The organism is Cupriavidus neocaledonicus (assembly GCF_000372525.1).
Lineage (GTDB): Bacteria > Pseudomonadota > Gammaproteobacteria > Burkholderiales > Burkholderiaceae > Cupriavidus > Cupriavidus neocaledonicus.
The window spans coordinates 1-24067 of sequence record NZ_AQUR01000070.1; the positions used below are offsets into that span (position 1 = coordinate 1).

Consider the following 24067-nt stretch of genomic DNA (forward strand, 5'->3'; position numbering starts at 1 on the left):
GCCGAAGCAGCCGAAGCAGCCGAAGCAGCCGAAGCAGCCGAAGCAGCCGAAGCAGCCGAAGCAGCCGAAGCAGCCGAAGCAGCCGAAGCAGCCGATGCAAACGATGCAACCGACGCAGCCGACGCAGCCGATGCCGTGGCCGATGCCGATGCCGTCGAACCTGCCGCATCCGCTGAAACCGACGCGCCCGTCGCAGCCGCGCCGGCCAGCCCGCCGCCCGCGCCGCCCGCCAAGCCCCGCATCGTCCTGCCCGCCGTGGTCGGCCGCACCGTGCCGCTGGCAGCCGCGACGCCGCCTGCCGCCGCCCCGGTGCCCGCACCGGTGGCGCCGCCGCAGCCGCGCCCCGTGGTCGACTACCGCCTGCCGCCGGCGGACTTGCTGGAGAGCGAAGTCGACAGCGCCGAGCAGGTCTCCGAAGAACGCCTGCGCGAAACCGGCGATCTGATCGCCCAGCGGCTGGCCGAGTTCAAGGTGCCGGTCGCCGTGGTCGGCGCCGGCGCCGGCCCGGTGATCACCCGCTTCGAGGTCGAGCCCGCCATGGGCGTGCGCGGCGCGCAGGTGGTGGGGCTGATGAAGGACCTGGCGCGCGCGCTGGGCGTGACTTCGATCCGCGTGGTCGAGACCATCCCCGGCAAGACCTGCATGGGGCTGGAGCTGCCCAACGCGCGCCGCCAGATGATCCGGCTGTCCGAGATTGTCCAGGCGGCCTCGTTCCAGGCGCATCATTCACGGCTGGTACTGGCGATGGGCAAGGACATCACCGGCAACCCCGTGGTGACTGACCTGGCGCGCGCGCCGCACCTGCTGGTGGCCGGCACCACCGGCTCGGGCAAGTCGGTGGCGGTCAACGCCATGATCCTGTCGATGCTGTACAAGGCCACGCCGGAAGACGTGCGCCTGATCATGATCGACCCCAAGATGCTCGAGCTGTCGGTCTACGAGGGCATTCCCCACCTGCTGGCGCCGGTGGTCACCGACATGAAGCAGGCCGCGCACGCGCTCAACTGGTGCGTCGGCGAAATGGAAAAGCGCTACAAGCTGATGTCGGCGCTGGGAGTGCGCAACCTGGCCGGCTACAACCAGAAGATCCGCGCCGCCGAGGCCGCGGGGCAGAAGGTGCCCAACCCGTTCTCGCTGACGCCGGACGCGCCCGAGCCGCTGTCGCGCCTGCCCATGATCGTGGTGGTGATCGACGAGCTCGCCGACCTGATGATGGTCGCCGGCAAGAAGATCGAGGAACTGATCGCGCGCCTGGCGCAGAAGGCGCGCGCCGCCGGCATCCACCTGATCCTGGCCACGCAGCGCCCCTCGGTCGACGTGATCACGGGCCTGATCAAGGCCAATATCCCCACGCGCGTTGCGTTCCAGGTCTCGTCCAAGATCGATTCGCGCACCATCCTCGACCAGATGGGCGCCGAGAGCCTGCTGGGCCAGGGCGACATGCTGTTCCTGCCACCGGGCACCGGCTATCCGCAACGCGTGCATGGCGCCTTTGTCGCCGACGATGAAGTGCACCGCGTGGTCGAGCACTGGAAGCAGTTCGGCGAGCCGGATTACGATGATGCCATTCTCGCCGGCGACCCGGCCGAAGCCGGCGGCGCCGACCTGTTCGGCGACGGCGGCGGCGACGGCGAGGCCGACCCGCTCTACGACGAGGCCGCCAGCTTCGTGCTGACCAGCCGCCGCGCCTCGATCTCGGCGGTGCAGCGGCAGCTGCGCATCGGCTACAACCGCGCGGCGCGGCTGATCGAGCAGATGGAAGTCGCCGGACTGGTCTCGCCGATGGGCCGCAACGGCGCGCGCGACGTGCTCGCGCCCGGGCCGGGCGACTGAGCGTGCCGCCACCACGGCCCGAAGGAGGCAGCATGCAGCCTGAACACGGAAACCTGCTCGCCGGTGTCCCGGCCGGCGCGGCGCAGGAAATCTTCGAGCCGCTGTTGCAACGCCCGGGCCTGCGCATCGAGCGCATCGTCTCCAACGGCCAGGCCAGCCCCGTGGGCTTCTGGTACGACAGCGCGGAGGCGGAGTGGGTGCTGCTGCTCAGCGGCAGTGCCGCGCTCGAGATCGAGGGGCAGCCCGGCGAGCATCGCATGGCGCCGGGCGACTGGCTGCACCTGCCGGCCCATTGCCGGCACCGCGTCGCCTGGACCGATGCCGGCCAGCCTACCGTCTGGCTGGCCGTGCATCACGCCGCGACAGGCGCTTGATGCCGCCTGAAGTTACGCGCCGGCTTGCTCCGGAAACACCGGCTCCCCAAGATTCAGCATCAGCCGGTTCGCCCACGCGAAGATCGCGATCGAGTGGATCAGGTCCAGGATCTCCGCGTCCGTCACGCCGGCCTCGCGCAGCGGCTTGAGCTGTTCGGCGGTGACGTCGGCCGGCCGCTCGGTCAGTTCGATCGAAAACTTCGCGATCGCCCGCTCCCGCGCCGTGGTGCCCGCCGTGCGCGGATCCTCGAATACTTGCCGGATCACATCGTTGCGCTTGGCCAGCTGTTCGAAGCGCTGGGCGTGGACCGAGGCGCAGTAGACGCAGCCGTTGATGCGCGACACCACCGTGGTCGACAGCTCGCGCTCGGCGCGCGGCATGCCGCCGGGCGCGTACATGATGGCGTTGAAGGCGGTCGAGCGCTGGCGCAGGATCTCGGGCTGGTGGACCAGGAAGCGGTAGTAGTCCTGCACCTTGGCCTTGGGGTGGCTTTCCTCGAGCACGGCGACCTGCTCGGGCGTGGCCTGGTCGAGCTCGACCACGTCGAGCCATGCCTTCCAGTCGAGCACTTCGTTGGTGAAGCCGTGGGATTTGATGATTTCGCTCATGCCTGGGCTCCGTTGTCGTTCAAGGCTTTCAGCGCGTCCAGGCCGGCGACCAGCCGCACCTGGTACGACAGGAAGGCGACCAGCTGCGCCAGCGTGACCACCGCCGGGGTGCTCAGGCCGGCGGCGGGCAGCGCCAGCAGCGCGGCTCGGTCGCCCTCGACCGGTTTTTCGATCAGCTTGCGGGTGAATTCCAGCATGGCGCGCAGGCGCGGCTCGGCCACGTCCGCGGGCGTGCCTTCGGCCGCGGCGCGCAGCTGGCCGGCATCGGCGCCAAGCTGCTCGAGCCGGCTCCGGTAGTGCGCGGCCAGCGCCGGCGACGGCGTCAGCCGGGCGGCGTACAGCGCCACCAGCAGCCGTTCCGCCAGCGACAGGCCCGGCAGTTCGGGGTCGAACAGGGCGTCGTAGCTGCCCTGGGTGGCGGCCACGACCTTGTCGCGCTGGTGCCGCAGGGCGTGGGTGGCGCTGCCCGGCGCAAGGCCGGTGAGCTGGTCGATCAGATCGACCGGGGTAGTCGGGGGCTGGGTCATCGGACGTTCTTGTCTGGGTTGGGTCGGGAGTGGATTCAGGCCTTGGCGGTGCGCAGCGCCGGCGGCGGCGCCGGCACCCATTCGTCGCCGAAGACCTCGGGCTCGGCATAGGCCTGCAGCGCGGCGTAGTGCAGCTCGATGTCTTCCTGGTACAGCCGCGCGGCAATGCCCTGGCCAAGCCGGCGTGCGCCGTCGCTGATCGCCGGGATGTCGCCGGAGACGGTGCCGTGCGACAGCGCCGCCGGATAGCAGAAGCAGTGGATGCGCGTCAGTCCCGGGCACGCGCCGGGCGTCTTTTCCTGGAATTCGAAGGCTTCGCCCAGATCGGGCGAATCGGACAGCTCGCGGTCTTCCTGGCCCGCGGGCGGCGCATGGCGGTCGCGCCAGAAGCGGATATGCGGGGCGAAGGCGGAGAACTCCGGGCGCGTTTCCAGCGCGATGCGGAAGCCCGTGGAGAAGATCAGGAAATCCAGTTCGAACTCGCCCCGCGGAGTGCGCACGAGCAGCACGTCGCCGCGCGCGTCGATCGCCTCCAGCGCGGCGCCGAGGTTGAAGTAGGCATTGGCATGGCGCGACACGCGCAGCGTGCTGCCGCGCGGCGGCGGCACCTGCTGGCTGTTGATGTAATGGCGCAGGCGCCATTTCCAGGCGTCGGGCAGGCCGTAGTGGCCGAAGGTCAGGCCCGGGTTGCCGGCGCCCTTGCTCTTGTTGACGCGCGGGATGTCGGCGCGGCGGATCAGCATCTCGACGCTGGCGGCGCCCGCTTCCAGCGCGGTCGCGGCGCTGTCCATGGCCGAGGCGCCGGCGCCGACCACGCCCACGCGCTTGCCGCGCAGCGCGGCGTAGTCCATCTGGTCCGACGAATGCGCCCACAGGTGGCGCGGCAGCGCGGCCGCGACCGGCGGCACGTAGGCGCCGCCGAGGCCGTCGCGGCCGGTGGCCAGCACCACGCGGCGCGCCAGCACCGTGAGCGGGCCGGCGGGGGCCTGCATCGACAGCGCCACCAGCCCGTCGGGGCGCGGCACGATCCGCTCGACATGGTGTTCGTTGCGGATATCCAGCGCCAGCACCTGGCGGAACCAGCGCAGGTAATCCATCCACTGCAGGCGCGGGATCTTGTCCAGTGCCTGCCACGCGGCCTCGCCGAACTGCGCCTCGAACCAGGCGCGGAAGGTCAGTGCCGGCAGGCCCAGCGCGGGGCCGGTCAGCTGCTTGGGCGAGCGCAGCGTCTCCATGCGCGCGGTGGTCGCCCACGGGCCTTCATAGCCCGCCGGGGCACGGTCGAAGGCGCGCACGCGCACGCCCAGGTGGGTCAGCGTGGCGCTCGCCGCGAGGCCGGCCATGCCGCCGCCGATCACGGCGACGTCGAGCACCTCCTGCCCGTCGACGCTGCGCGGCATGGTCCAGGCCCTGGCGGGCAGCTCGAGCCAGGACAGGTCCTGGCGCAGCCGGGCTTCGAGGGCGGCCAGGCCCGGCGGCGGGGAAGCGGTCGCAACGGTGGGATCAGTCATGGCTTGTCAGTCCGGAATCTTGGGTGGGGAGGTCGGCGGCATCGCCGGCATCGTCAGCGTTGCCGGCGTCGCCCGCATCACCGTAGAGCGATTGCAGCAGCGCGCCGTGCTCCGCCGGCTCGCGCCGCACCAGGTCGGGCAGCAGCGTGGCGGCCGCATCGGCCACCGCCTGCACCAGCCCCTGCACGGCGGCGCTGGCCGGGCGCGCCTGCGGCGTGATCACCCCGAAAAAGAAAGGAATATCGGCGTCGATGGGGCGCACCGCGATATCGGTCAGCGGCAGCCCGCGCGCGGTCACCGGCTCCAGCAGGGCGATGCCGAGCCCCGCGCGCACCAGCGTCAGCGCGCTGATCGAGGTGTTGGTGTCGATCACGCCGGCCGCCGGCACGCCGGCGCCGGCGAGCGCGCGATCGACGCGGCGGCGCAGCCGGTAGGGGTTGTGCATGGCGATCAGGCGGCGGCCGCGGCAGTCCTGCAAGGTGAGGGCGGGCAGCGCCGCGAGCGGGTCGTCGGCGCGCAGCGCCGCCACGCAGGCGGACTGGCCGATCCAGTGCACGGTCACGCCGCGGTGCTCCAGCGGCAGGCTGTTCAGGCCGATGTCGGCGGCGCCGGTCAGCACCGCGTGCACCACCTGTTCCGGCGACTGGCTCTGCACCGCCACGCGCTCGGGCGCACACAGGCCGCGCGCGAACGCCAGCGCCAGCGCCGGCGGCAGCAGGCCCGCGGCCAGCGCCGGGGTGGCGGCGATGCGCAGCGGCCGGCCATCGCCGCGCGCCAGTGCCGCGGCGCGCGTGCGGATCCGCTGCATGCCCGCCAGGGTCTGCTCGACTTCGTCGTAGAGCAGGAAGCCCTGCTCGGTCGGGCTGACGCGCGGGCCGCTGCGGGTGAACAGGGCAAAGCCGAGTTCCGCCTCCAGTTCCTGGATCAGCCGCGTGATCGCCGGCTGCGAGCGGCCGAGCAACCGCCCGGCGGCGGTGACGCTACCGGTGGTGACGACTGCGGCGAAGGCTTCCAGCTGCCGGATTTCCATGACGCTCGGGAGAGGGTGCGAGATGCGAACGGGTTGTATGCCAAAACTGGATTCTGACGCCTTCAACATGCAGATTGCAAATACTATTTCGGGATAAGTTCATGCGCCGCCTATGATGTAGCGATGCCGGGCGCACACCGGCGCCACATCGGGACGGACGTGTTGGCCGGTATTAATGGAAGTCACGCAAGAGAGAAACCGTGGCACCGGCTTAGGATCGCCATGGCCTGGGTGCTGGCTGCCGCACTGGCGGCGAGCCTGCCGGCTCGCGCGGCCGAGCCGCTGCGCGTCGGTTCCAAGCGCTTCACCGAGTCGTACATCCTCGGCGAACTGCTGAGCCAGGCCGCCGGGCCGCCCGGCACCGCGCAGCACCAGCCCGGCCTGGGCAATACCGCGATCGTGTTCGCGGCGCTGAAGGCCGGCAGCATCGATCTCTATGCCGACTACACCGGCACGCTGGCCGCCGAGATCCTCAAGCTGCCGCCGGGCGCCGGGCTCGAGCAGATCCGGCACGCGCTGGCGCCGATGGGACTGGGGGCGGCGATTCCGCTGGGATTCGAGAACACCTATGCGCTGGCGGTGTCCGACGCCCGTGCCGGCGCGTTGACGCAGCTGAGCGACCTCGCCGCGCAGCCAGGGCTACGCCTCGGGCTGTCGCATGAATTCCTGGGCCGCGCCGACGGCTGGCCCGGGCTGGCACGCCGCTACGGCTTGCCGCAGCGCCCGCTCGGGCTCGACCACGGCGTTGCCTACGAGGCCCTGGCGGCAGGGCAGGTCGATGCCATCGACATCTATTCCACCGATGCCAAGATCCGCAAGTACCGGCTGCGCGTGCTGGCGGACGACCGGCATTACTTCCCGCGCTACGACGCCGTGGTGGTCTACCGGCTTGACCTGCCGCAGCGCTTCCCGCAGGCCTGGCAGGCGCTGCAACGGCTGGCCGGGCGCGTCAGCGCCGACGACATGATTGCCATGAACGCGGCGGCGGAGCTCGATGGCCAGCCCTTTGCCGCGATCGCGCGGGCCTTCCTGGACGGCGGCGGAGCGCCGGCCACGCATGTCGCTGAGGCCCGGCGCGGCCGGCTGCTGGCGGCGCTGTTCGGCCCCGACACCGCGCGCCTGGCGCGGCGCCATGTCGGGCTGGTGGCGGGCGCGGTCGGTGCCGCCACGCTGGTGGGCGTGCCGCTGGGGATGCTGGCGGCGCGGCGGCGCCGCACCGGCCAGGCGGTGCTGGGCGCGGTCAGCGTGCTGCAGACGGTGCCGTCGCTGGCCTTGCTGGCGATGCTGATCCCGCTGCTGGGGCGCATCGGCGTATGGCCGGCCATGGTGGCGCTGTTTCTCTATGCGCTGCTGCCGATCGTGCGCAATACCGCCACCGGGCTGGAGCAGGTGCCGCAGGGCATGCGCGACGCGGCGCGAGCACTGGGCCTGCGCGGCGCGCAGGTGCTGCGCTACGTGGAGCTGCCGCTGGCCTTGCCGGTGCTGCTGGCCGGCGTCAAGACCGCGGCCATCATCAGCGTGGGCACGGCCACCATCGCGGCGTTCGTTGGCGCGGGCGGTTTCGGCGAGCGCATCGCCACCGGGCTGGCGCTGAACGACACCACGCTGCTGCTCGCCGGCGCGATCCCGGCCGCGGTGCTGGCGCTGCTGGTGCAGGCCGGGTTCGAGGCGCTGGAGTGGGCGCTGCGCCGCCGGCGCGACCGGCGCTAGCCGGACTGCTGCGCGATGAGGCGCCCGAGCGTGGCCACCGCGGCCTCGGCCTCGTCGTTCCACAGGTGGCCGTAGTTGAGCCGGATGCAGTTGCGATACCCCTGCCGCGCCGAGAAGATCGGCCCCGGCGCGATGCCGATGCCGGCTTCCAGTGCGGCATGGTGCAGGGCCAGCGCATCGAACCCCGCCGCGAATTCCACCCACAGGAAATACCCGCCCTCCGGCCGCGACACCCGCACCTCGGCCGGGAAATGCTGGCCGATCGCCTCGATCATGCGGCCCTGTTGCATCTCCAGCACGTGGCGCAGCTTGCGCAGGTGCTTGTCGTAGCCGCCATGCTGCAGGTATTCGGCCAGCGCCACCTGCGCGGGCACGCCGGCCGACAGCGTGGTCATCAGCTTGAGCCGCTGGATCGCCTCGCCAAAGCGGCCCGGCGCGACCCAGCCGATGCGGAATCCCGGCGCCAGGGTCTTGGAGAACGAGCTGCAATGCATCACCAGCCCCTGCGTATCGAAGGCCTTGGCCGGCAGCGGGCAGCGGTTGCCGAAGTAGAGCTCGCCATAGACGTCGTCCTCGATCAGCGGCACCTGGTGGCGCGCCAGCAAGGCCACCAGCGCTTTTTTCTTGTCCTCCGACATGCTGGCGCCGAGCGGATTCTGGAACTGCGTCATGAACCAGCACGCCCTGACCGGGTGGCGCGACAGCGCGGTGTCGAGCGCGCCCAGGTCGATGCCTTCGGCGGGGTCGACCGGGATCTCGACGGCCTTGAGGCGCAGCCGCTCCAGCGCCTGCAGCGAAGCATAGAAGCCCGGCGATTCGATCGCGACCACGTCGCCCGGCTGCGTCACCGCCATCAGGCACAGGTTCAGCGCCTCGAGCGCGCCGTTGGTGACGACCAGGTCCCCGGCCGGCTGCGGCGCGCCCGCGCCCAGGTAGCGCAGCGCGATCTGCCGGCGCAGCGCGGCATTGCCGGGCGGCAGGTCGTTGACCGAGTACCACGGGTCGAGCGCGCGGCCGGCGCGCGCCAGCGCCTTGCCCAGCCGCTCCCACGGGAACAGCTCGGGCGAAGGAAAGGCCGACCCGAACTGCACCAGCTCGCGGTCGCGCGCGCCTTCGAGCACGGCGAACACCAGCTTGGAGATGTCCACCGGCGTCGACACCTGCCGCGACGGGCGCGCCTGCGGCTGCGGCAGCTCGCGCCGCGCCGGCCCCGCCACGTAGTAGCCGGAGCGCTCGCGCGCCCGCACCAGCCCGCGCTCTTCCAGCCGGTAATAGGCCTGGAACGCGGTCGACGGGCTGACGCCGTACTGGGCCACGGTCTTGCGGATCGACGGCAGGCGCGTGCCCGGCGGCAGGCTGCCGTTGCGGATATCGGCGGCCAGGGTTTCGGCGAGGGCTTCGTACCGTTTCATGGTGGAATGGGCGGGACGGTGGGGTAGGGGTGCAGGTGGCGGCGGAGGTGACAGGATTATCCCCCGGGCGCATTCAACTGATACGTAATTTTTCCAGTTATCTGATGCTGGTATGGCTGGCGGCGACGGACCATAATCGGCCTCTCGTCCCGCTACCCGTTGCCAGTCGAGCCAGGAGATGCCATGAACCCGTTGAGGCTGTTGCGCACCGTGCTGTGGGGCTTCTTCGGCCTGCGCCAGGGCCGCGAGCACCAGCGCGACCTGGACAACCTGCGCCCGGTGCCGCTGATCGTGACCGGCGTGGCCGTCGCCGCCGGCCTGGTGGCGTGCCTGGTGCTGGCGGCCAACTGGGCCGTGTCGGCGGCATGACCTGACTCAATCCATGCGCTTTCCTTGTCACGGGCCCGGCCCCGCTTTGTCACGCGCTGTGCCCCGCGCTGTGCCCCGGGTGTTGCGCCGGGTGTTGCGCCGGCTGGCCGGCGTGGTACTGGCGCTGCTGCTGCCCGCGGGCCTGGCGCAGGCCGCCGGCGACGCGCAGCAGGTCGAGCGCGGCCGCTACCTGGCCCGCATCGCCAACTGCGCCGCCTGCCATACCAGCGCGGGCGGCAAGCCCTTTGCCGGCGGGCTGCCGATCCGCACCGCGGTCGGCACGCTGTATTCGACCAATATCACGCCGGATGCCGGCAGCGGCATCGGCGCCTACACCCTGGCCGAGTTCGACCGCGCCTTGCGCCACGGCGTGGCGCGCGACGGCAAGCGCCTGTATCCGGCGATGCCGTACCCGTCGTACGCGCGCCTGCGCAGCGACGACGTGGCGGCGTTGTACGCCTACCTGCGCGCCGAGGTGGCGCCGGTGGCGCAGCGCAATCCCGCGCCGCAGATGCGCTGGCCATTCGGCATGCGTGGCCTGCTGGCGCTGTGGAACGTGCTGTTTCTCGATGACGACCCGGTGCGCACCGACCCGGCGCGCGACGCGGCGTGGAACCGCGGCGCGTACCTGGTGCAGGCGGTGGCGCACTGCGGCGCCTGCCATACGCCGCGCGGCACGCTGTTCGCCGAGAAGGGCCTGGACCAGCGCAGCCGGCAGTTCCTGTCCGGCGCCAGCGTGGAAGGCTGGTCCGCCACCAACCTGACCGGCGACCAGCTCACCGGGCTGGGCGCCTGGTCGCGCGCGGACATCGCCGAGTTCCTGCGCACCGGGCGCAATGCGCACGCGACCTCGTTCGGCCCGATGTCGACCGTGGTCTCCACCGCCACCCAGTACATGAGCCCGGCCGATCTCGACGCGGTCGCCGCCTACCTCAAGTCCCTGCCCGGCGCGCGCGGCGAAAACAAGCCGTTCCGGCACGATCCCGCCACCGCGCAGCAGCTGCGGCAGGGCCGCTTCGACCTGCCCGGCGCGCGCCAGTACGCAGTGTTCTGCATGCCTTGCCATGGCGCCGACGGCAAGGGCTTCGCCCGCGTGTTCCCGCCGCTGGCCGGCAATCCCACGGTGGCCGATCCCGATCCGGCGTCGCTGGTCAACCTGCTGCTCGACGGCGCCGTGACCGCCCGGGTGGCGACCGCGCCGTCGGACTACCACATGCCCGGCTATGGCTGGACCCTGGACGACCAGGAACTGGCCAACGTGCTGACCTTTATCCGCGGCAGCTGGGGCAACCGCGCCGCGCCGGTGGCGGAGGCCGACGTGGCCGCGCGGCGCCGGGCCCTGGGCACGCCGCGCACAGCCGAGGCCCAACCATGAGCCGCCGATGACGATCACCCGACGAGACTTCCTCAATGGCACCGCGCTGGCCATTGCCGCGGGCCTGGCGCCGGCGCAGCTGCTGCACGCGCAGCCGCGCGCGGGCGCGCCGTCCGCTGCCTATCCGCCGGCGCTGACCGGCCTGCGCGGCAACCATGCCGGCACCTACACGCTGGCGCACAGCCTGGCACGCGAGGGCGCGAAGTATCCCGCGGTGCTGGCGCGCGAAGCCTTCGACCTGGTGGTGGTGGGCGGCGGCCTCAGCGGCCTGGCGGCGGCATGGTTCTACCGGCGCCGCTTCGGTGCCAACCGCCGCATCCTGATCCTCGACAACCACGACGATTTCGGTGGCCACGCCAAGCGCAACGAGTTCACGGTGCGCGGCAAGCGGCTGGTGACCTATGGCGGCAGCGCCGAGATGCCGGCAAGCGCGGCCGGCGACGGCGCGGTGCGCGAGCTGCTGGCCGGGCTCGGGCTCGATGCCGCGCAGCCGCCCGCGGCCGTGGCCGCGGACCCGTATGCCGCGCTCGGCATGGGCCGCGCGGTGTTCTTCGATGCCGAGCACTTCGGGCGCGACCAGTGGGTGGCGGGCGACCCCTTCGGCGAAGCGATCGATGCGCGCAGCGGCGCGCGCGCGGGCGGCCCCGATGCGGCGGCCTTGTCGCGCTTCCTCGACAGCGCGCCATTGCCCGCGGCGGACCGCGCCGCGCTGGCGCGGCTGGCCGCAGGCACCACCGATTACCTGCCGGCGCTGGCGGGCGCCGAACGCAGCGCGGCGCTGCGCACCCTGCGCTACGCCGCCTTCCTGCGCGACCAGGCCGGCATCGGCCTGGCCGGGCAGCGCTTCCTGCGCAGCCGCAGCCTCGATGCCTATGCGCTCGATGCCGACGGCATCTCGGTGGCCGACGCCATCGCCATCGGCCTGCCCGCCGGCGCCAACATGCCGGCGCCGGCGGGCAATGCGCGGCTGGGCAAGTCGCCCGCTTCGCGGCTGTGGTTCGCCGATGGCAATGCCTCGCTGGCGCGGCTGCTGGTGCAGAGCCTGATCCCGGGCGTGGCGCGCGTGGCCGCGCCGGCGCAGGTGGTGTCGGCCGCGTTCGACTACAGCCGTCTGGACCGCGAAGGCGACCCGGTGCGCCTGCGCCTGAACAGCACCGCGATCGCGGTCGAGCCCGACGGCCCGATCACGCGCGTCACCTATGGCTTCCGCGGCAATCTGCATCGGGTCGAGGCGCGCCACGTGGTGCTGGCCGGCTACAACATGATGATCCCGTACCTGCTGCCGTCGCTGCCGGCGCAGCAGAAGGCGGTCCTCCACAACGAGGCCAAGGCGCCGCTGGTCTATACCAAGGTGGCGCTCGACCACTGGCAGGCGTTTGCCGCGCTGCGCACGCGCCGCATCCATGCGCCGGCGCTGCCCTATACCGATCTCTGGCTGGAGCCGCCCGCGGGCCGGGAACCGTCAGACCCGGCGGTGCTGCACATGCTCTATGTGCCGACCGTGCCCGACAGCGGCATGCCCGCGCGCGAGCGCTTCCGCGCCGGCCGCGCCTTGCTGCTGGGCACGCCGTTCGACGCGATGGAACGCGACATCCGCGCGCAGCTCGACCGCATGCTCGGGCACCAGGGCTTTGCTTCGAAGGAGGTGATCCGCGGCATCACCATCAACCGCTGGGCGCACGGCTACAGCTACATGCCCGACAGCCTGGCCGGCGAAAACGTCGCGCCGGACGCGGCGTGGCCCGGGCTGGCCGGCGTCGGCAATATCAGCATCGCCAACAGCGACAACGCCGGCAGCCCTTCGCTGACGGCGGCGGTGGCGCAGGGCAGGCGCGCCATCGAGCGGCTGCCCGGCTAGCGGCGGCTCAGCCCTGGCGCGGCGGCGTCAGCGCCTCGATTTCAGCATCCTTGGCCTGCCACTGGCGTGCCAGCCAGTGGTGGAATTCGGTGCGGAAGGCCTTGTCGCTGCCGTAGTCGGCATCGCAGAAAGACGGCGGCACCGGCAGCTGGCGCATGCGCACCAGCACCGGGCCGGCACGCCCGCAGGCCAGGTCCCAGAAGCCCGGCGCGCCTTCCGGGTAGACGATGGTGACATCGATGAGCGAACGGAACTTGTTGCCCATCGCGTTCAGCGCCACCGCCAGGCCGCCGGCCTTGGGCTTGAGCAGGTGGCGGTAGGGCGAATCCTGCGCGGCGTGCTTGGCCGCGGTAAAGCGCGTGCCTTCGGCAAACACCATCACGCTGGTGGGCACCAGCGAGAACTTGGCGCAGGCGCGCCGGGCGGTCTCCTGGTCCTGGCGCCGCAAGGCCGGGTTGCGGCGCAGCTCGGTCTTGCCGTGCCGCTTCATGAACGGGAAGTCCAGCGCCCACCAGGCCAGGCCGATCACCGGCACATATATCAGCTGCTGCTTCAGGAAGAACTTCAGCAGCGGGATGCGCCGGTTCAGCGACCGCTGCAGCACGAAGATATCGGCCCACGACTGGTGGTTGCAATTGACCAGGTACCAGTCGGCATAGCGCAGCCCCTCGTTGCCGCGGATGTCCCAGGGCTCGCGCTGGATCCACGCGAACCAGCCGGTGTTGCCCGAGATCCAGGCGGTGGCGATGCCGTTGAGCAGCGGGTCGAGGCGGCGCCTGGCCGCGGCGAACGGCAGCGCCAGCTTCAGCAGCGCCAGCGGAAACAGCAGCGCGCACCAGAACAGCGTGCTGGCGACCAGCAGGGTCCAGCTGACGATGCCGGTGACAAAGGCGAAGCGGCCGCGCGGCACCGGAGCCCGGCGGCGTGGCACGGCAGGGGCTGCGGAAATGGGCTGGCTGGCGTCGGGGGAAGCGGAGGAAGCTGAGGAAGAAGAGGGCAACGTCGTCATGGGCGCCAGTTTGCAGGCAGGAAAGAAATTGGAGCTTGCGCTTGATCAACGCGGACGGTGGCTCACGGGTATTTTAAGGGCGCGCGAGGCCGTCAAAACACCAGTGTCGCCGTGCCCATGAAGGTGTTGGTACTCTTCAGCCGGTTCTTGCTTGCCACCGACGGAACCCAGCGCAGGCCCAGCGACAGCAGGCTCCGGGCGCCGACCTTGGTGTCGTAGGTGACGATCGGCCCCACCGCCCAGTCGTGTCCGCGGAAGCCGTTCAGGCGGTCCGCCAGCGGGCCGCTGTCGTCGCCCAGCTGTTGCGTGGTGCCGGCGATCAGGCCCACGCCGGCGCCGTTGGCAAAGCGCTTGAGCAGCATCGTGTCGAGCGTGAACAGCGGCGCGTTCTGGTAGTCGGTGGCGTGGTTGCGGGTGTAGAACTGGATCCCGGCAACCGCATCGAACTCGAGCCCGTGTTCGGGGAACAGCCTGGTGTAGGCCACCTGCGGAATGAAGGTCCAGTTGTTGAGGCTGGGATTGGCCAGGGCGTTGGCATCGTACTTGCCGGTCGGCGCCCACACGTTCAGGCTCAGCGCCACGTGTTCGGTCTTGGAAAAATGGTAGCCGGCGATGACCGGCGCAAACGCGATGTCGAACAGGTTCGAGGCGGTGTCCTGGGTGCTGAGGCCGCGGCCGCCGACAGCAAGGTTGGCCGTGACCCTGGTCCACACATAGGGCAGCGTAAAGCTGGAGGCGAAGTTCCAGGCGCCGGTGTCGGTGTCCCACACTTTCATTACCGTGGCCAGGGTGAAGGCGATCTTGCCGTCGATGCCGGCCGAGGCCTTGCCCGCGATCGGCACGGTGCGGCTGCCGCCGATCGAGCCGTCGAGGTAGATCTCGCCGACGTTGACGATCAGCGCCGGCTCGGGCGACACGATCCCCGCGTTGGGGACCACGCTGGTGCCGGTGACGGGACGCCCGAGCGCGCCTTCGGTGGCGTGGGCACCGGCGCAGGCCAGCAGCAGCGGTGCAGTCAGGGCAAGCCGTTGTGCGAGGGTCGTGGTCATGGGCATCGGCATGTAGGGCAGACCGGGCAGGGCACGCGGCCTGCGCCCGCCGCAATGAGACATCGCGATGAAAGCGGGCGCGGCCGCCGGTTTTTTCGACATTGCATACTAGCAGCAATCCCCCGCGTCACGGTTGGCGTGAAAACACGCAAAAACTTTCATCACGGCATCGCAAAGTTTTACTTCCCAGCGCCGAAGCCGGTCAGCGATGATGCTTGCCGATGATTCGTCCCGCCATGACAAAACGCATTGCCGCGCTGATGGGCGCACTGGTCGTGTGCTGGTGCGGCGCCGCACGGGCGCAGGCCGAGGCGGCCGGCGCCAAGAAGCCGTTGTCGTTCTTCGATCCGCAAGACGGCGCGCTGGACATGAGCGACTTCCTGCTCAACCACAGCGGCGCGCTGCCGGTGCCCACCATCATCACCGAGCCCGCGGTCGGCTACGGCGCGGGCCTCGGGCTGATGTTCTTCTCGCAATCGATGGCCGATGCCGCCGCCAGCGCCAGGGCCAGCGGCAAGGGCCCGGCGCCGCCCAACATCACCGGCGTCGGCGGCGCCTATACCGAGAATGGCACCTGGGGCGCCGGCGCCGCGCATTTCCACACCTGGGACGGCGACCGCTACCGCTATCTCGGCGCGCTGGCCAAGGTCGATGCCAACCTCGACTACTACGGCTTGCGCAACCAGCCGCGCGCTTACGAGCTGCGCGGGGTGTTCCTGGTGCAGCAACTGCTGGTGCGCATCGCCGACACCCGCTGGTACGCGGGCCCGCGCTATGTGTACTTCGATTCGACCGCGACCTTCAAGGCGGGCGATGCCGGCGAGCTTGGCAGCTTCGACCAGACCCAGCGTATCGGCAAGGCCGGGCTGGTGATCGACTACGACTCGCGCGACAACATCTTCTACCCCAGCCGCGGCAGCTATGCCGAACTCGAGGCGCAGTTCGCGCGCGGCGGCTTCGGCAGTACCCAGTCGTTCAACATGTATAACGCGCGCGGCTTTACCTGGCTGCCCCTGGCGCGCACCGTGATCCTGGGCCTGCGCGCCGATACGCGCTTTTCCAGCGGCGACGTGCCCTTCTATGCGCAGCCCTACATCGACCTGCGCGGCGTGCAGAAGGGGCGCTACCAGGACCGCAACGCGCTCGCGGCGGAAATGGAGTTGCGCTGGGACATGACCCCGCGCTGGTCGCTGCTGGGCTTCACCGGGGTCGGCAAGGCCTATGGGCGCTGGCACGATTTTTCCGATGCTACGACTGTCTACAGCGTCGGCGCGGGCTTTCGCTACATGATCGCGCGCAAGCTGGGGGTGTCGATCGGCCTGGATGTCGCGCACAGCAAGGGCCAGAACGCGTTCTATATCCAGGTCGGCAGCGCCTGGCGCTGAAGCGACAGCGGAATGCGAAAAAAACTTAATTCACTGCTGCCTGAAATCATAAAAAGCTGACTTCTGATTGCCGAATCCATCTGAGATCATTGTTTTCGCTGAATCGGCGCGATGTTTTGCATACAGAGACAATGGCATGAGCGGACCACGTGATAGCGGCAATCCCGGCGCAGGCCCGGCGGCCCTGGTGGCCGGACGGCGCGGCGGCAGGCGGGCCTGGCTGCTGGCGGGCCTGCTCGGCGCAGGGCTCGCGGCCGGCCTGGGCGGCAGCTACTGGTATCTGAAGGGACGGACCGCGGCCGCGCCCGCGATGGTTATCGGCGACGGCAAGAACGGTCCCGCCGGCATGGTGCGCGTGCCCGGCGGCGAATTCCTGATGGGCAGCGACAGCAAGATGGCGCAGCCCAATGAAAAGCCGGCGCACAAGGTGCGCGTGCATGCGTTCTGGATGGACCAGCACCACGTCACCAACGCGCAATTCCGCAGGTTCGTCGAAGCCACCGGCTATGTCACCACCGCCGAGCGTGCGCCCGACTGGGAGACGCTGCGCATGCAGCTGCCGCCCGGCACGCCGCGCCCGCCCGACAGCGCCATGGTCGCGGGCGGCATGGTCTTCGTCGGCACGCCGCGGCCGGTGCCGCTGCAGGATTATTCGCGCTGGTGGCGCTATGTGCCCGGCGCCGACTGGCGCCATCCGACCGGCCCCGGCAGCTCGATCGAGGGCAAGGACAACCACCCGGTGGTGCAGGTTTCGTACGAGGACGCGCAGGCCTATGCCAGGTGGGCCGGCAAGCGGCTGCCGACCGAGGCGGAATGGGAGTTCGCCGCGCGCGGCGGACTGGAGCAGGCGACCTATGCCTGGGGCGAGCAGTTTGCCCCCGACGGCAGGCAGATGGCCAATGTCTGGCAAGGGCAGCAGAACCAGCCGTTTCCGGTGGTCAGCCCCAAGGCCGGCGGCGCGCTGGGCACCAGCCCGGTCGGCACCTTTCCGCCCAACGGCTACGGCCTTGCCGACATGACCGGCAATGCCTGGCAATGGGTCGCGGACTGGTACCGCGCCGACCAGTTCCGGCGCGAAGCCGGCAAGGCGCAGCCGATCGAGAACCCGGTGGGCCCGCTGGCATCGTGGGACCCGTCCGAACCGGGAGTGCCGGTCAACGCGCCCAAGCGCGTCACGCGCGGCGGCTCGTTCCTGTGCAACGAGGATTTCTGCCTGAGCTACCGCCCCAGCGCACGGCGCGGCACCGATCCTTTCAACAGCATGTCGCACCTCGGCTTCCGCCTGGTGATGGACGAAGACCGCTGGGCGCAAATGCAGCGGCGGCCGCCGGTGGCGATGGCCGGCCACGCCGGCCCCGCAGCGCGCTGACGACGCGCGCGGTCGAGGTTTCCTTCCCGCAGCGCAACCCGCGACAGGAGCGAGCAACATGACCATGGCAGCGCCTACCGCAATCCTTGCCAGCCACACGCGCAACGCCATCGCCGCGCTGGCGCTGGCCGGCCTGGCGCTGGCCGGCTGCGCGACCACCGCCACCACGCCGGCTTTGCAGGATGCGGTCGGGCAGTCGGTTCAGTCGGTGCAGGGCGCGGCAACGGCGCTGCCGTCGTGGCGCGACGGTACGGCCCGGCAGGCGCTGCTGAAATTCGTCGCCGACGTGACGCGCCCGGGCTCGCCCGGCTTCGTGCCGCCCGAGGATCGCGTGGCTGTGTTCGACAACGACGGCACGCTGTGGAGCGAGCAGCCGCTGTACTTCCAGTTCTTCTTCCTGCTCGACCAGGTCCGCGCCGCGGCGCCGCGGCACCCGGAGTGGCGTGGCAACCCGGCCTTCAAGGCACTGATGGCCAACGACATGCAGGCGCTGATGCGCAACGAGAAGCCGCTGTTGGCGCTGATCGCCAGCGCCAACAGCGGCATGACCGTCGACGAGTACGACCGCACCATCCGCGCCTGGCTGGCAAAGTCCCGGCACCCCAAACTCAACCGGCCGTACACCGAGCTGGTGTACCAGCCGCAGCTGGAGCTGCTGTCCTATCTGCGCGCCAACGGCTTCAAGACCTATATCGTCTCGGGCGGCACCATCGATTTCATGCGGCCGTGGAGCCAGGCCATCTACGGCATCCCGCCCGAACAGGTGATCGGCTCCTCGCAAGCGGTGCGCTACCAGGTGCGCGACGGCAAGCCGGTGCTGGTGCGCGACCCCAAGCTGGACTTCATCGATGACGGGCCGGGCAAGCCGGCCGGCATCTACCGCCATATCGGCCGCCGGCCCATCCTCGCCGTGGGCAATTCCGACGGCGACCTGCAGATGCTGGAGTACACCACGGGCGGCGACGGCCCGCGCCTGGCCGTGCTGGTGCATCACGACGATGCCGAGCGCGAGTTCGCCTATGACCGCCAGTCCCAGGTGGGCAAGCTCGACAAGGCCCTGGACGCGGCCCGCGCCAGGGGCTGGACGGTGGTCAGCATGAAGCGGGACTGGCAGCAGGTCTATCCGGCCGGCAAGCCATGACCGCACGTATCAGCGGCAAACCGACCGTAACGGGTCAATGAACGGAGGCGGGACATGCACAGAGTTGACGAACGCATAGTCAGAGGGCGGAGTTCCAGGCTGGCGCTGCTGGCCGTGGCCGCCGTGGTGGTGGCGGTGAGCGGCTGCGACAAGAAGGAAGCCCCGCCCAAGGCGCAGCAGCCGGCGGCGCAGGCGCCTGCCGCGGCGCCGCCAACGGGCACGGCCGCTCCGGTACCGGCCCCGGAGAATCCCCCGGTGGCGACCAGCGCCCCGGTTCCCGCGGCTTCGGCGCCGGCGCTGGCGGCGCCGGCCGCGTCCGGCAAGAAGCCGAACATCCTGGTGATCTTTGGCGACGACATCGGCCAGACCAACATCAGCGCCTACAGCCATGGCGTGGTGGGCTACCGCACTCCGAATATCGACCGCATCGCCCAGGAGGGCATGCTGTTCACCGACTACTACGGCGAGAACAGCTGCACCGCCGGCCGCTCCACCTTCATCACCGGTGAAGTCGGGCTGCGCACGGGCCTGCTGAAGGTCGGCATCCCGGGCGCGCCGGTCGGGCTGCAGGCGCAGAACGTGACCATTGCCCAGGCGCTCAAGCCGCTGGGCTATGCCACCGGCCAGTTCGGCAAGAACCACCTGGGCGACCGCAACGAGTACCTGCCCACCGCGCACGGCTTCGACGAGTTTTTCGGCAACCTCTATCACCTGAACGCGGAAGAGGAGCCCGAGCGTCCGTACTACCCGAAGAACGACGAGGCCTGGGTCAAGGCCAACGCGCCGCGCGGCGTGATCCACTCGTTCGCCGACGGCAAGGTCCAGGATACCGGCCCGCTGAACCGCAAGCGCATGGAGACCATCGACGACGAGACCACGGCGGCGGCGATCGGCTTCATGGACAAGCAGGTGAAGGCCGACAAGCCGTTCTTCGTGTGGATGAACACCACGCGCATGCACGTGTTCACCCACGTGCGCGAGTCGATGCGGGGGCAGAGCGGCATGCCGGGCAACGAGTACGCCGACGGCATGATCGAGCACGACGGCCACGTCGGCAAGCTGCTCAAGGCGCTCGACGACCTGAAGGTGGCCGACAACACCATCGTGATCTACAGCACCGACAACGGCCCCAACCAGTTCAGCTGGCCCGATGCCGCGACCACGCCGTTCCGCAGCGAAAAGGACACCAACTGGGAAGGCGCGTTCCGGGTGCCGGCGATCATCCGCTGGCCAGGCCGCATCAAGCCCAGCACGGTGTCCACCACGATGATCTCCGGCCTCGACTGGTTCCCGACGCTGCTGGCCGCGGCCGGCGATACCGATATCAAGGAGCGCCTGCTCAAGGGCACCAGTATCGGCGGCAAATCGTTCAAGGTGCATCTGGACGGCTACAACTTCCTGCCCTACCTGACCGGGCAGACCAACACCGGGCCGCGCCAGGACTTCTTCTACTTCAACGATGACGGCCAGCTGGTGGCGATGCGCCACAACGACTGGAAGTTCGTGTTCTGCGAGCAGCGCCAGCCGGGCGGCTTCCAGGTCTGGGCCAACCCGTTCACCTGCCTGCGCGTGCCCAAGGCGTTCAACCTGCGCATGGACCCCTATGAGCGGGCTGATACGGTTTCGGACCAGTACTATGACTGGACCGCGAAGAACGCCTACATGATCAGTTATGCGTCCTCGCGCGTGGCACCGTTCCTGCAGTCGTTCAAGGACTACCCGCCCAGCCAGCGGCCGGCGAGCTTCACCATCGACCAGATGACCGAGGCGGTGATGTCGTCGATTGACCGGGGCGCGGCCGGCGGCAAGTAGCCTCCAGCGTGACCGGCCAGCCGGCTTCCACTGCAAAGGCCGGCTGGCCCATTCCACAGGGATCGCACCATGGTAGAAGCGCGCGCCGGCGCAGGTTCCGGCAAGGATAAGGTGCGGCATGCGACGGCCACCAGCGGGCAGGGCGCCCGGGCCGTCGCGCAGGCGGGGCAGGACAAGCTGGCGTGGCATGACGCCGCGCTGGTGCCTGCCCTGCTGCTTTTTGCCTCGGGCACCGCGGGGTTGATTTTCCAGGTGCTGTGGATACGGCAGCTCGCGCTGGTGGTGGGCGTCGAGGTGCATGCCGTCACCACCGCCGTGAGCGCGTTCTTCGGCGGCCTGGCGCTGGGCGGCTGGATCTTCGGCCGCCGCGCCGACCGCCATGGCAATCCGCTGCGGCTGTATGCCTGGCTGGAAGTCGCGGTGCTGGTGCTGGGCATCGGCGCGACGCTGGCCCTGGCGCGGGCTGCCGCGCCGTTCGCCTGGCTCGAGGGCCGGGTCGGCCTGCTGGCTTGGGCGTTGCCGTTCGTGCTGGTGATCCTGCCGGCAGCCGCGATGGGCGGCACGCTGCCGGTGCTGATGCGCGTGCTGGGGGCGCGCCCGGGCCGCGTCGGCACGCACGGCGGACGGCTCTACGCCGCCAATACCGCCGGCGCGATCGCCGGCACGCTGCTGGCCGGCTTTGTGCTGGTGCCCGGGCTTGGCGTCCTCGGCAGCGCCATCGCGGCGGGCGTGCTCAACGGCGTCGCGGCACTGGCAGCGTGGCGGCTGGCGCGGCGGGCAGCGAGTCCGTCCGCTACCGCCAGCGCCCACGCGGCGCAAGCTGCCGCCGGCGATGTCGCCAACGGCCGGCTCGCGCTGGTGCTGTATGCCGCCGCCGGCGGCATCGCGCTCGGCTACGAGGTGGTCTGGTCGCAGGCCATCGTGCAGTTCCTCAGCACGCGCACCTTCGCCTTCACCGTGGTGCTGGCCACCTACCTGGCCGGGCTGGCCATCGGCAGCGCGCTGGCCGCGCGCCATGCCGACCGCGTGCGCGACCCGTGGGGCGCCTTCGGCCTGCTGGTGGCGGCGGCCGGGCTGGTGGCATTGCTGGAATTCGTGCTGCTGGGCGAATGGCTGCTGCGCGCACAGGGCAGCCTGTCGGCGTGGGTGCAGGGCCTGACCGCCAGCCCGCTGCTGGCGGCCTGCGCGCGCTTTGCGCTGGCGGCGCTGACGGTGGTGTTCGTGCCGACGCTGCTGCTGGGCGCGGCGTTCCCGTTCGTGCTGCGCGTCAGTGTCGACAGCCGGCGCATCGGCGCGGGCGTGGGCAGCGTGATCGCGCTCAACACGCTCGGCGGCATTGCCGGCACGGCGCTGGCCGGCTTCGTGCTGGTGCCGTACCTGGGACTGGTGCGTACGCTGTCGTTGCTGGCGGTCGGCGCGGCGGTGATCGGCGTGGTCGCGGTGGCGCTGGGCAGCGGGGTGCGGCCGGCGGCGCGCTGGGCGGTGCCGATGCTGGGCGTGCTGGCGGTGATCGCCGCCGCGCTGGCGCCGCCGGACCGCCTCGCCACGCTGCTGGCGCGGGCGCGCGGCGGCGAACTGGTGTTCTACGAGGAAGGGCGCGGCGCCACCGTGGCGGTGGTCGAGCAGGCCTCGGCCACTAACCGCTTCCGCCGCCTCTATATCCAGGGCGTGTCCAATTCCGGCGATGCCATGACCTCGCAGCGCTATATGCGGCTGCAGGCGCTGCTGCCGTTGATCGTGCACAACGGCACGCCGAAGTCGGCGCTGGTGATCGGGCTGGGCACCGGCATCACGGCGGGCGCGACGCTGGCGTGGCCGGGGCTGGAGCGGCGCGTGGTGGCGGAGCTGCTGCCGCCGGTGGCGCGCGCGGTGCCCAGCTTCAAGGGGAATTTCGGCGTCGCCACCGACCCGCGCGTGGAGATCCGCCTGCGCGACGGACGCCGTGAACTGCTGCAGAGCCCGCAGCGCTACGACCTGGTCACGCTGGAGCCGCCGCCGCCATCGGCCGCCGGCGTGGCCAACCTGTATTCGACCGACTTCTACCGGCTCGCGGCAACGCGGCTGCAGCCCGGCGGGCTGGTGGCGCAATGGCTGCCGCTGCCGACGCAGAACGACGCCGATACGCGCATGCTGGTGCGCAGCTTCCTCGACGTGTTCCCGCACGCCACGCTGTGGACCACCGAGCTGCACGAGATGCTGCTGGTGGGTTCGATGTCGCCGCTGGCGCTGGATGTGGCGCAGGTCCGCACGCGCTTTGCGCAGCCCGAGGTCGCCGCGGCGCTGCAGGCGGTGGGGGTGCGCTCGGCGGCGGCGCTGCTGGCTACCTGGGTCACCGACCGCGCCGGGCTGGACTGGTATGCGGCCGATGCGCCGGCCGTGACCGACGACCGCCCGCGCATCGAATACGCCGGCTGGGTGCGTCCCGACGCCTTCCCGGAATCGCTGTCCCGGCTGCTGTCGCTGCAAAGCGAACCGCCGCTGGCGGGCGCCGACGATGCCTTCTGGCGCGAGCTGCGCCACGAGCGCGACATCCTGCATACCTTCTACCGCGCCGGCCTCGACGCCTACCGGGGCAACCGCGAGGCCTGGGCCAGCCATATCACGCAGGCCATGCGCGCCGATCCCGACAATCCCTACTATGCGTGGTTCGTCGGCGGCCAGGCCCGCCGCGTCCCGGCCGCACCAGGGAACGCCCCAAGGAACGCCCCATGAGCAGCACACGCGACGAGGTCCTGGCCCTGCAGCAGCGCATGGGCGAATCGATCGTGGGCCAGCAGCGCATGATCGAGCGCCTGCTGCTGGGCCTGCTGGCGGACGGCCACCTGCTGGTCGAAGGTCTGCCGGGGCTGGCCAAGACCCGCGCCATCAAGATGCTGGCACGCAACCTCGATGCGCGGCTGTCGCGCATCCAGTTCACCCCGGACCTGCTGCCGGCCGACATCACCGGGTCGGAGATCTACTTCACCGAAGCCGGCAAGGGCGAGTTCCGCTTCCAGGCCGGCCCGGTGTTCGCCAACCTGGTGCTGGCCGACGAGGTCAACCGCTCGCCGGCCAAGGTCCAGGCGGCGCTGCTGGAGGCGATGGAAGAGCGCCAGGTCACCGTCGGCGGCACCACCCACAAGCTCGAGCCGCTGTTCCTGGTGATGGCCACGCAGAACCCGATCGAGCAGGAGGGCACCTACCCGCTGCCCGAGGCGCAGATGGACCGCTTCCTGATGCATGTCAGCGTGGGATATCCCGAAGCGCAGGCCGAGGCCGACATCGTCAGGCTGGCGCGCGCGGAAGAGGCCGGCGGCGCGGCGGCTGGCACCAGCGCGCCGGTGCGGCTCGCGCCCGAGGCCATCTTCGCCGCGCGCGGGGCCATCCATGACGTCCATGTCAGCGAGGCGGTGGAGCGCTACATCGTCGCGCTGGTGCAGGCCACGCGCGCGCCCAGGCTTGTCGACGACGACCTCGACAAATGGATCCAGGTGGGCGTGAGCCCGCGCGGCTCGATCGGGCTCGACAAGGTGGCGCGCGCGCATGCATGGCTGCACGGGCGCGACTTCGTCACGCCCGAGGATGTGCAGGCCGTGGTCGGCGATGTGTTCCGCCACCGGCTGATCCTGTCGTACGAGGCGCATGCCGCCGGCGTCGGCGCCGACGCCGTGATCGAGCGCCTGGTGCAGCAGGTGGCGGTGGCCTGAACCAGCGC

The 24067-nt window shown here is 70.7% G+C and carries 19 protein-coding genes; 12 read left to right on the forward strand and 7 right to left on the reverse strand.

Translation table 11 applies throughout. The annotated features are described in order from the left end of the window. Together A3AG_RS0103430 and A3AG_RS0103435 are read left to right on the forward strand one after the other, a co-directional pair. Positions 1 to 1833: DNA translocase FtsK (locus tag A3AG_RS0103430; protein WP_018004062.1), on the forward strand; the 1833-nt coding region annotated here is incomplete at its 5' end. A 32-nt stretch (positions 1834 to 1865) separates the two neighbouring features. Next, positions 1866 to 2207: a cupin domain-containing protein gene (locus A3AG_RS0103435; protein ID WP_018004063.1), complete on the forward strand. Its 342-nt coding sequence runs from the start codon at positions 1866 to 1868 to the stop codon at positions 2205 to 2207. A 12-nt stretch (positions 2208 to 2219) separates the two neighbouring features. On the opposite strand, the gene A3AG_RS0103440 is transcribed toward A3AG_RS0103435, so the two are convergent. From A3AG_RS0103440 to A3AG_RS0103455, 4 genes are read right to left on the reverse strand one after another with little or no spacing between them, the layout of a single operon-like run. After that, positions 2220 to 2816 (reverse strand): peroxidase-related enzyme, encoded by a 597-nt coding sequence (locus A3AG_RS0103440; RefSeq protein WP_018004064.1) that lies wholly within the window; start codon positions 2814 to 2816, stop codon positions 2220 to 2222. Beyond that, positions 2813 to 3343, reverse strand: a complete 531-nt coding sequence (locus A3AG_RS0103445; protein WP_026163897.1) for a CMD domain protein — start codon at positions 3341 to 3343, stop codon at positions 2813 to 2815. Before A3AG_RS0103445 ends, A3AG_RS0103440 begins: the two co-directional genes overlap by 4 nt. Positions 3344 to 3378: 35 nt before the next feature. Next, positions 3379 to 4854 (reverse strand): FAD-dependent oxidoreductase, encoded by a 1476-nt coding sequence (locus A3AG_RS0103450; RefSeq protein ID WP_018004066.1) that lies wholly within the window; start codon positions 4852 to 4854, stop codon positions 3379 to 3381. Further along, entirely contained in the window at positions 4847 to 5884 is a 1038-nt protein-coding gene (locus A3AG_RS0103455) for a LysR family transcriptional regulator (protein WP_018004067.1), read from the reverse strand. Before A3AG_RS0103455 ends, A3AG_RS0103450 begins: the two co-directional genes overlap by 8 nt. 222 nt (positions 5885 to 6106) lie before the next feature. Here A3AG_RS0103455 and A3AG_RS0103460 point away from each other — a divergent pair, with 222 nt between their 5' ends. Next, entirely contained in the window at positions 6107 to 7594 is a 1488-nt protein-coding gene (locus tag A3AG_RS0103460; protein WP_018004068.1) for a glycine betaine ABC transporter substrate-binding protein, read from the forward strand. Here the strand turns inward: A3AG_RS0103460 and A3AG_RS0103465 are convergent. Continuing rightward, positions 7591 to 9006, reverse strand: a complete 1416-nt coding sequence (locus tag A3AG_RS0103465) for an aminotransferase-like domain-containing protein (protein WP_018004069.1) — start codon at positions 9004 to 9006, stop codon at positions 7591 to 7593. The two genes, A3AG_RS0103460 and A3AG_RS0103465, sit on opposite strands and share 4 nt — an antisense overlap. Positions 9007 to 9189: 183 nt before the next feature. Here A3AG_RS0103465 and A3AG_RS0103470 point away from each other — a divergent pair, with 183 nt between their 5' ends. Genes A3AG_RS0103470 through A3AG_RS0103480 form a run of 3 tightly spaced genes read left to right on the forward strand, consistent with a single transcriptional unit; the run spans position 9190 to position 12608 of the window. Continuing rightward, positions 9190 to 9375 (forward strand): DUF2970 domain-containing protein, encoded by a 186-nt coding sequence (locus A3AG_RS0103470; protein ID WP_018004070.1) that lies wholly within the window; start codon positions 9190 to 9192, stop codon positions 9373 to 9375. Positions 9376 to 9388: 13 nt separating this feature from the next. Beyond that, positions 9389 to 10750 carry a cytochrome c gene (locus A3AG_RS0103475; RefSeq protein WP_026163899.1) on the forward strand — a complete coding sequence of 454 codons (1362 nt, stop codon included), beginning with the start codon at positions 9389 to 9391 and terminating at the stop codon, positions 10748 to 10750. Positions 10751 to 10757: 7 nt separating this feature from the next. Further along, complete coding sequence (locus A3AG_RS0103480; protein ID WP_018004072.1) at positions 10758 to 12608, forward strand: NAD(P)-binding protein; 1851 nt, start codon at positions 10758 to 10760, stop codon at positions 12606 to 12608. A gap of 7 nt (positions 12609 to 12615) precedes the next feature. Here the strand turns inward: A3AG_RS0103480 and A3AG_RS0103485 are convergent, their stop codons facing one another. Together A3AG_RS0103485 and A3AG_RS0103490 are read right to left on the reverse strand one after the other, a co-directional pair. Then, positions 12616 to 13518, reverse strand: a complete 903-nt coding sequence (locus A3AG_RS0103485) for an acyltransferase (RefSeq protein WP_026163900.1) — start codon at positions 13516 to 13518, stop codon at positions 12616 to 12618. A gap of 191 nt (positions 13519 to 13709) precedes the next feature. Further along, positions 13710 to 14666 (reverse strand): SphA family protein, encoded by a 957-nt coding sequence (locus A3AG_RS0103490; RefSeq protein WP_018004074.1) that lies wholly within the window; start codon positions 14664 to 14666, stop codon positions 13710 to 13712. Between the two features lie 236 nt (positions 14667 to 14902). Here A3AG_RS0103490 and A3AG_RS0103495 point away from each other — a divergent pair, with 236 nt between their 5' ends. The 6 genes from A3AG_RS0103495 (at position 14903) to A3AG_RS0103520 (ending at position 24059) form a co-directional block, all read left to right on the forward strand. Then, positions 14903 to 16051 carry a BamA/TamA family outer membrane protein gene (locus A3AG_RS0103495; protein WP_018004075.1) on the forward strand — a complete coding sequence of 383 codons (1149 nt, stop codon included), beginning with the start codon at positions 14903 to 14905 and terminating at the stop codon, positions 16049 to 16051. A 136-nt stretch (positions 16052 to 16187) separates the two neighbouring features. Next, positions 16188 to 17420: a formylglycine-generating enzyme family protein gene (locus A3AG_RS0103500; protein ID WP_026163902.1), complete on the forward strand. Its 1233-nt coding sequence runs from the start codon at positions 16188 to 16190 to the stop codon at positions 17418 to 17420. Between the two features lie 58 nt (positions 17421 to 17478). Continuing rightward, entirely contained in the window at positions 17479 to 18561 is a 1083-nt protein-coding gene (locus A3AG_RS0103505; RefSeq protein WP_018004077.1) for an HAD family hydrolase, read from the forward strand. Positions 18562 to 18615: 54 nt separating this feature from the next. Beyond that, positions 18616 to 20373 carry an arylsulfatase gene (locus A3AG_RS0103510; RefSeq protein ID WP_026163903.1) on the forward strand — a complete coding sequence of 586 codons (1758 nt, stop codon included), beginning with the start codon at positions 18616 to 18618 and terminating at the stop codon, positions 20371 to 20373. Between the two features lie 69 nt (positions 20374 to 20442). Next, positions 20443 to 23085 carry a fused MFS/spermidine synthase gene (locus A3AG_RS0103515; RefSeq protein WP_018004079.1) on the forward strand — a complete coding sequence of 881 codons (2643 nt, stop codon included), beginning with the start codon at positions 20443 to 20445 and terminating at the stop codon, positions 23083 to 23085. Further along, positions 23082 to 24059, forward strand: a complete 978-nt coding sequence (locus A3AG_RS0103520; RefSeq protein WP_018004080.1) for an AAA family ATPase — start codon at positions 23082 to 23084, stop codon at positions 24057 to 24059. The genes A3AG_RS0103515 and A3AG_RS0103520 overlap by 4 nt, the downstream gene beginning before the upstream one ends. Positions 24060 to 24067: the final 8 nt, after the last annotated feature.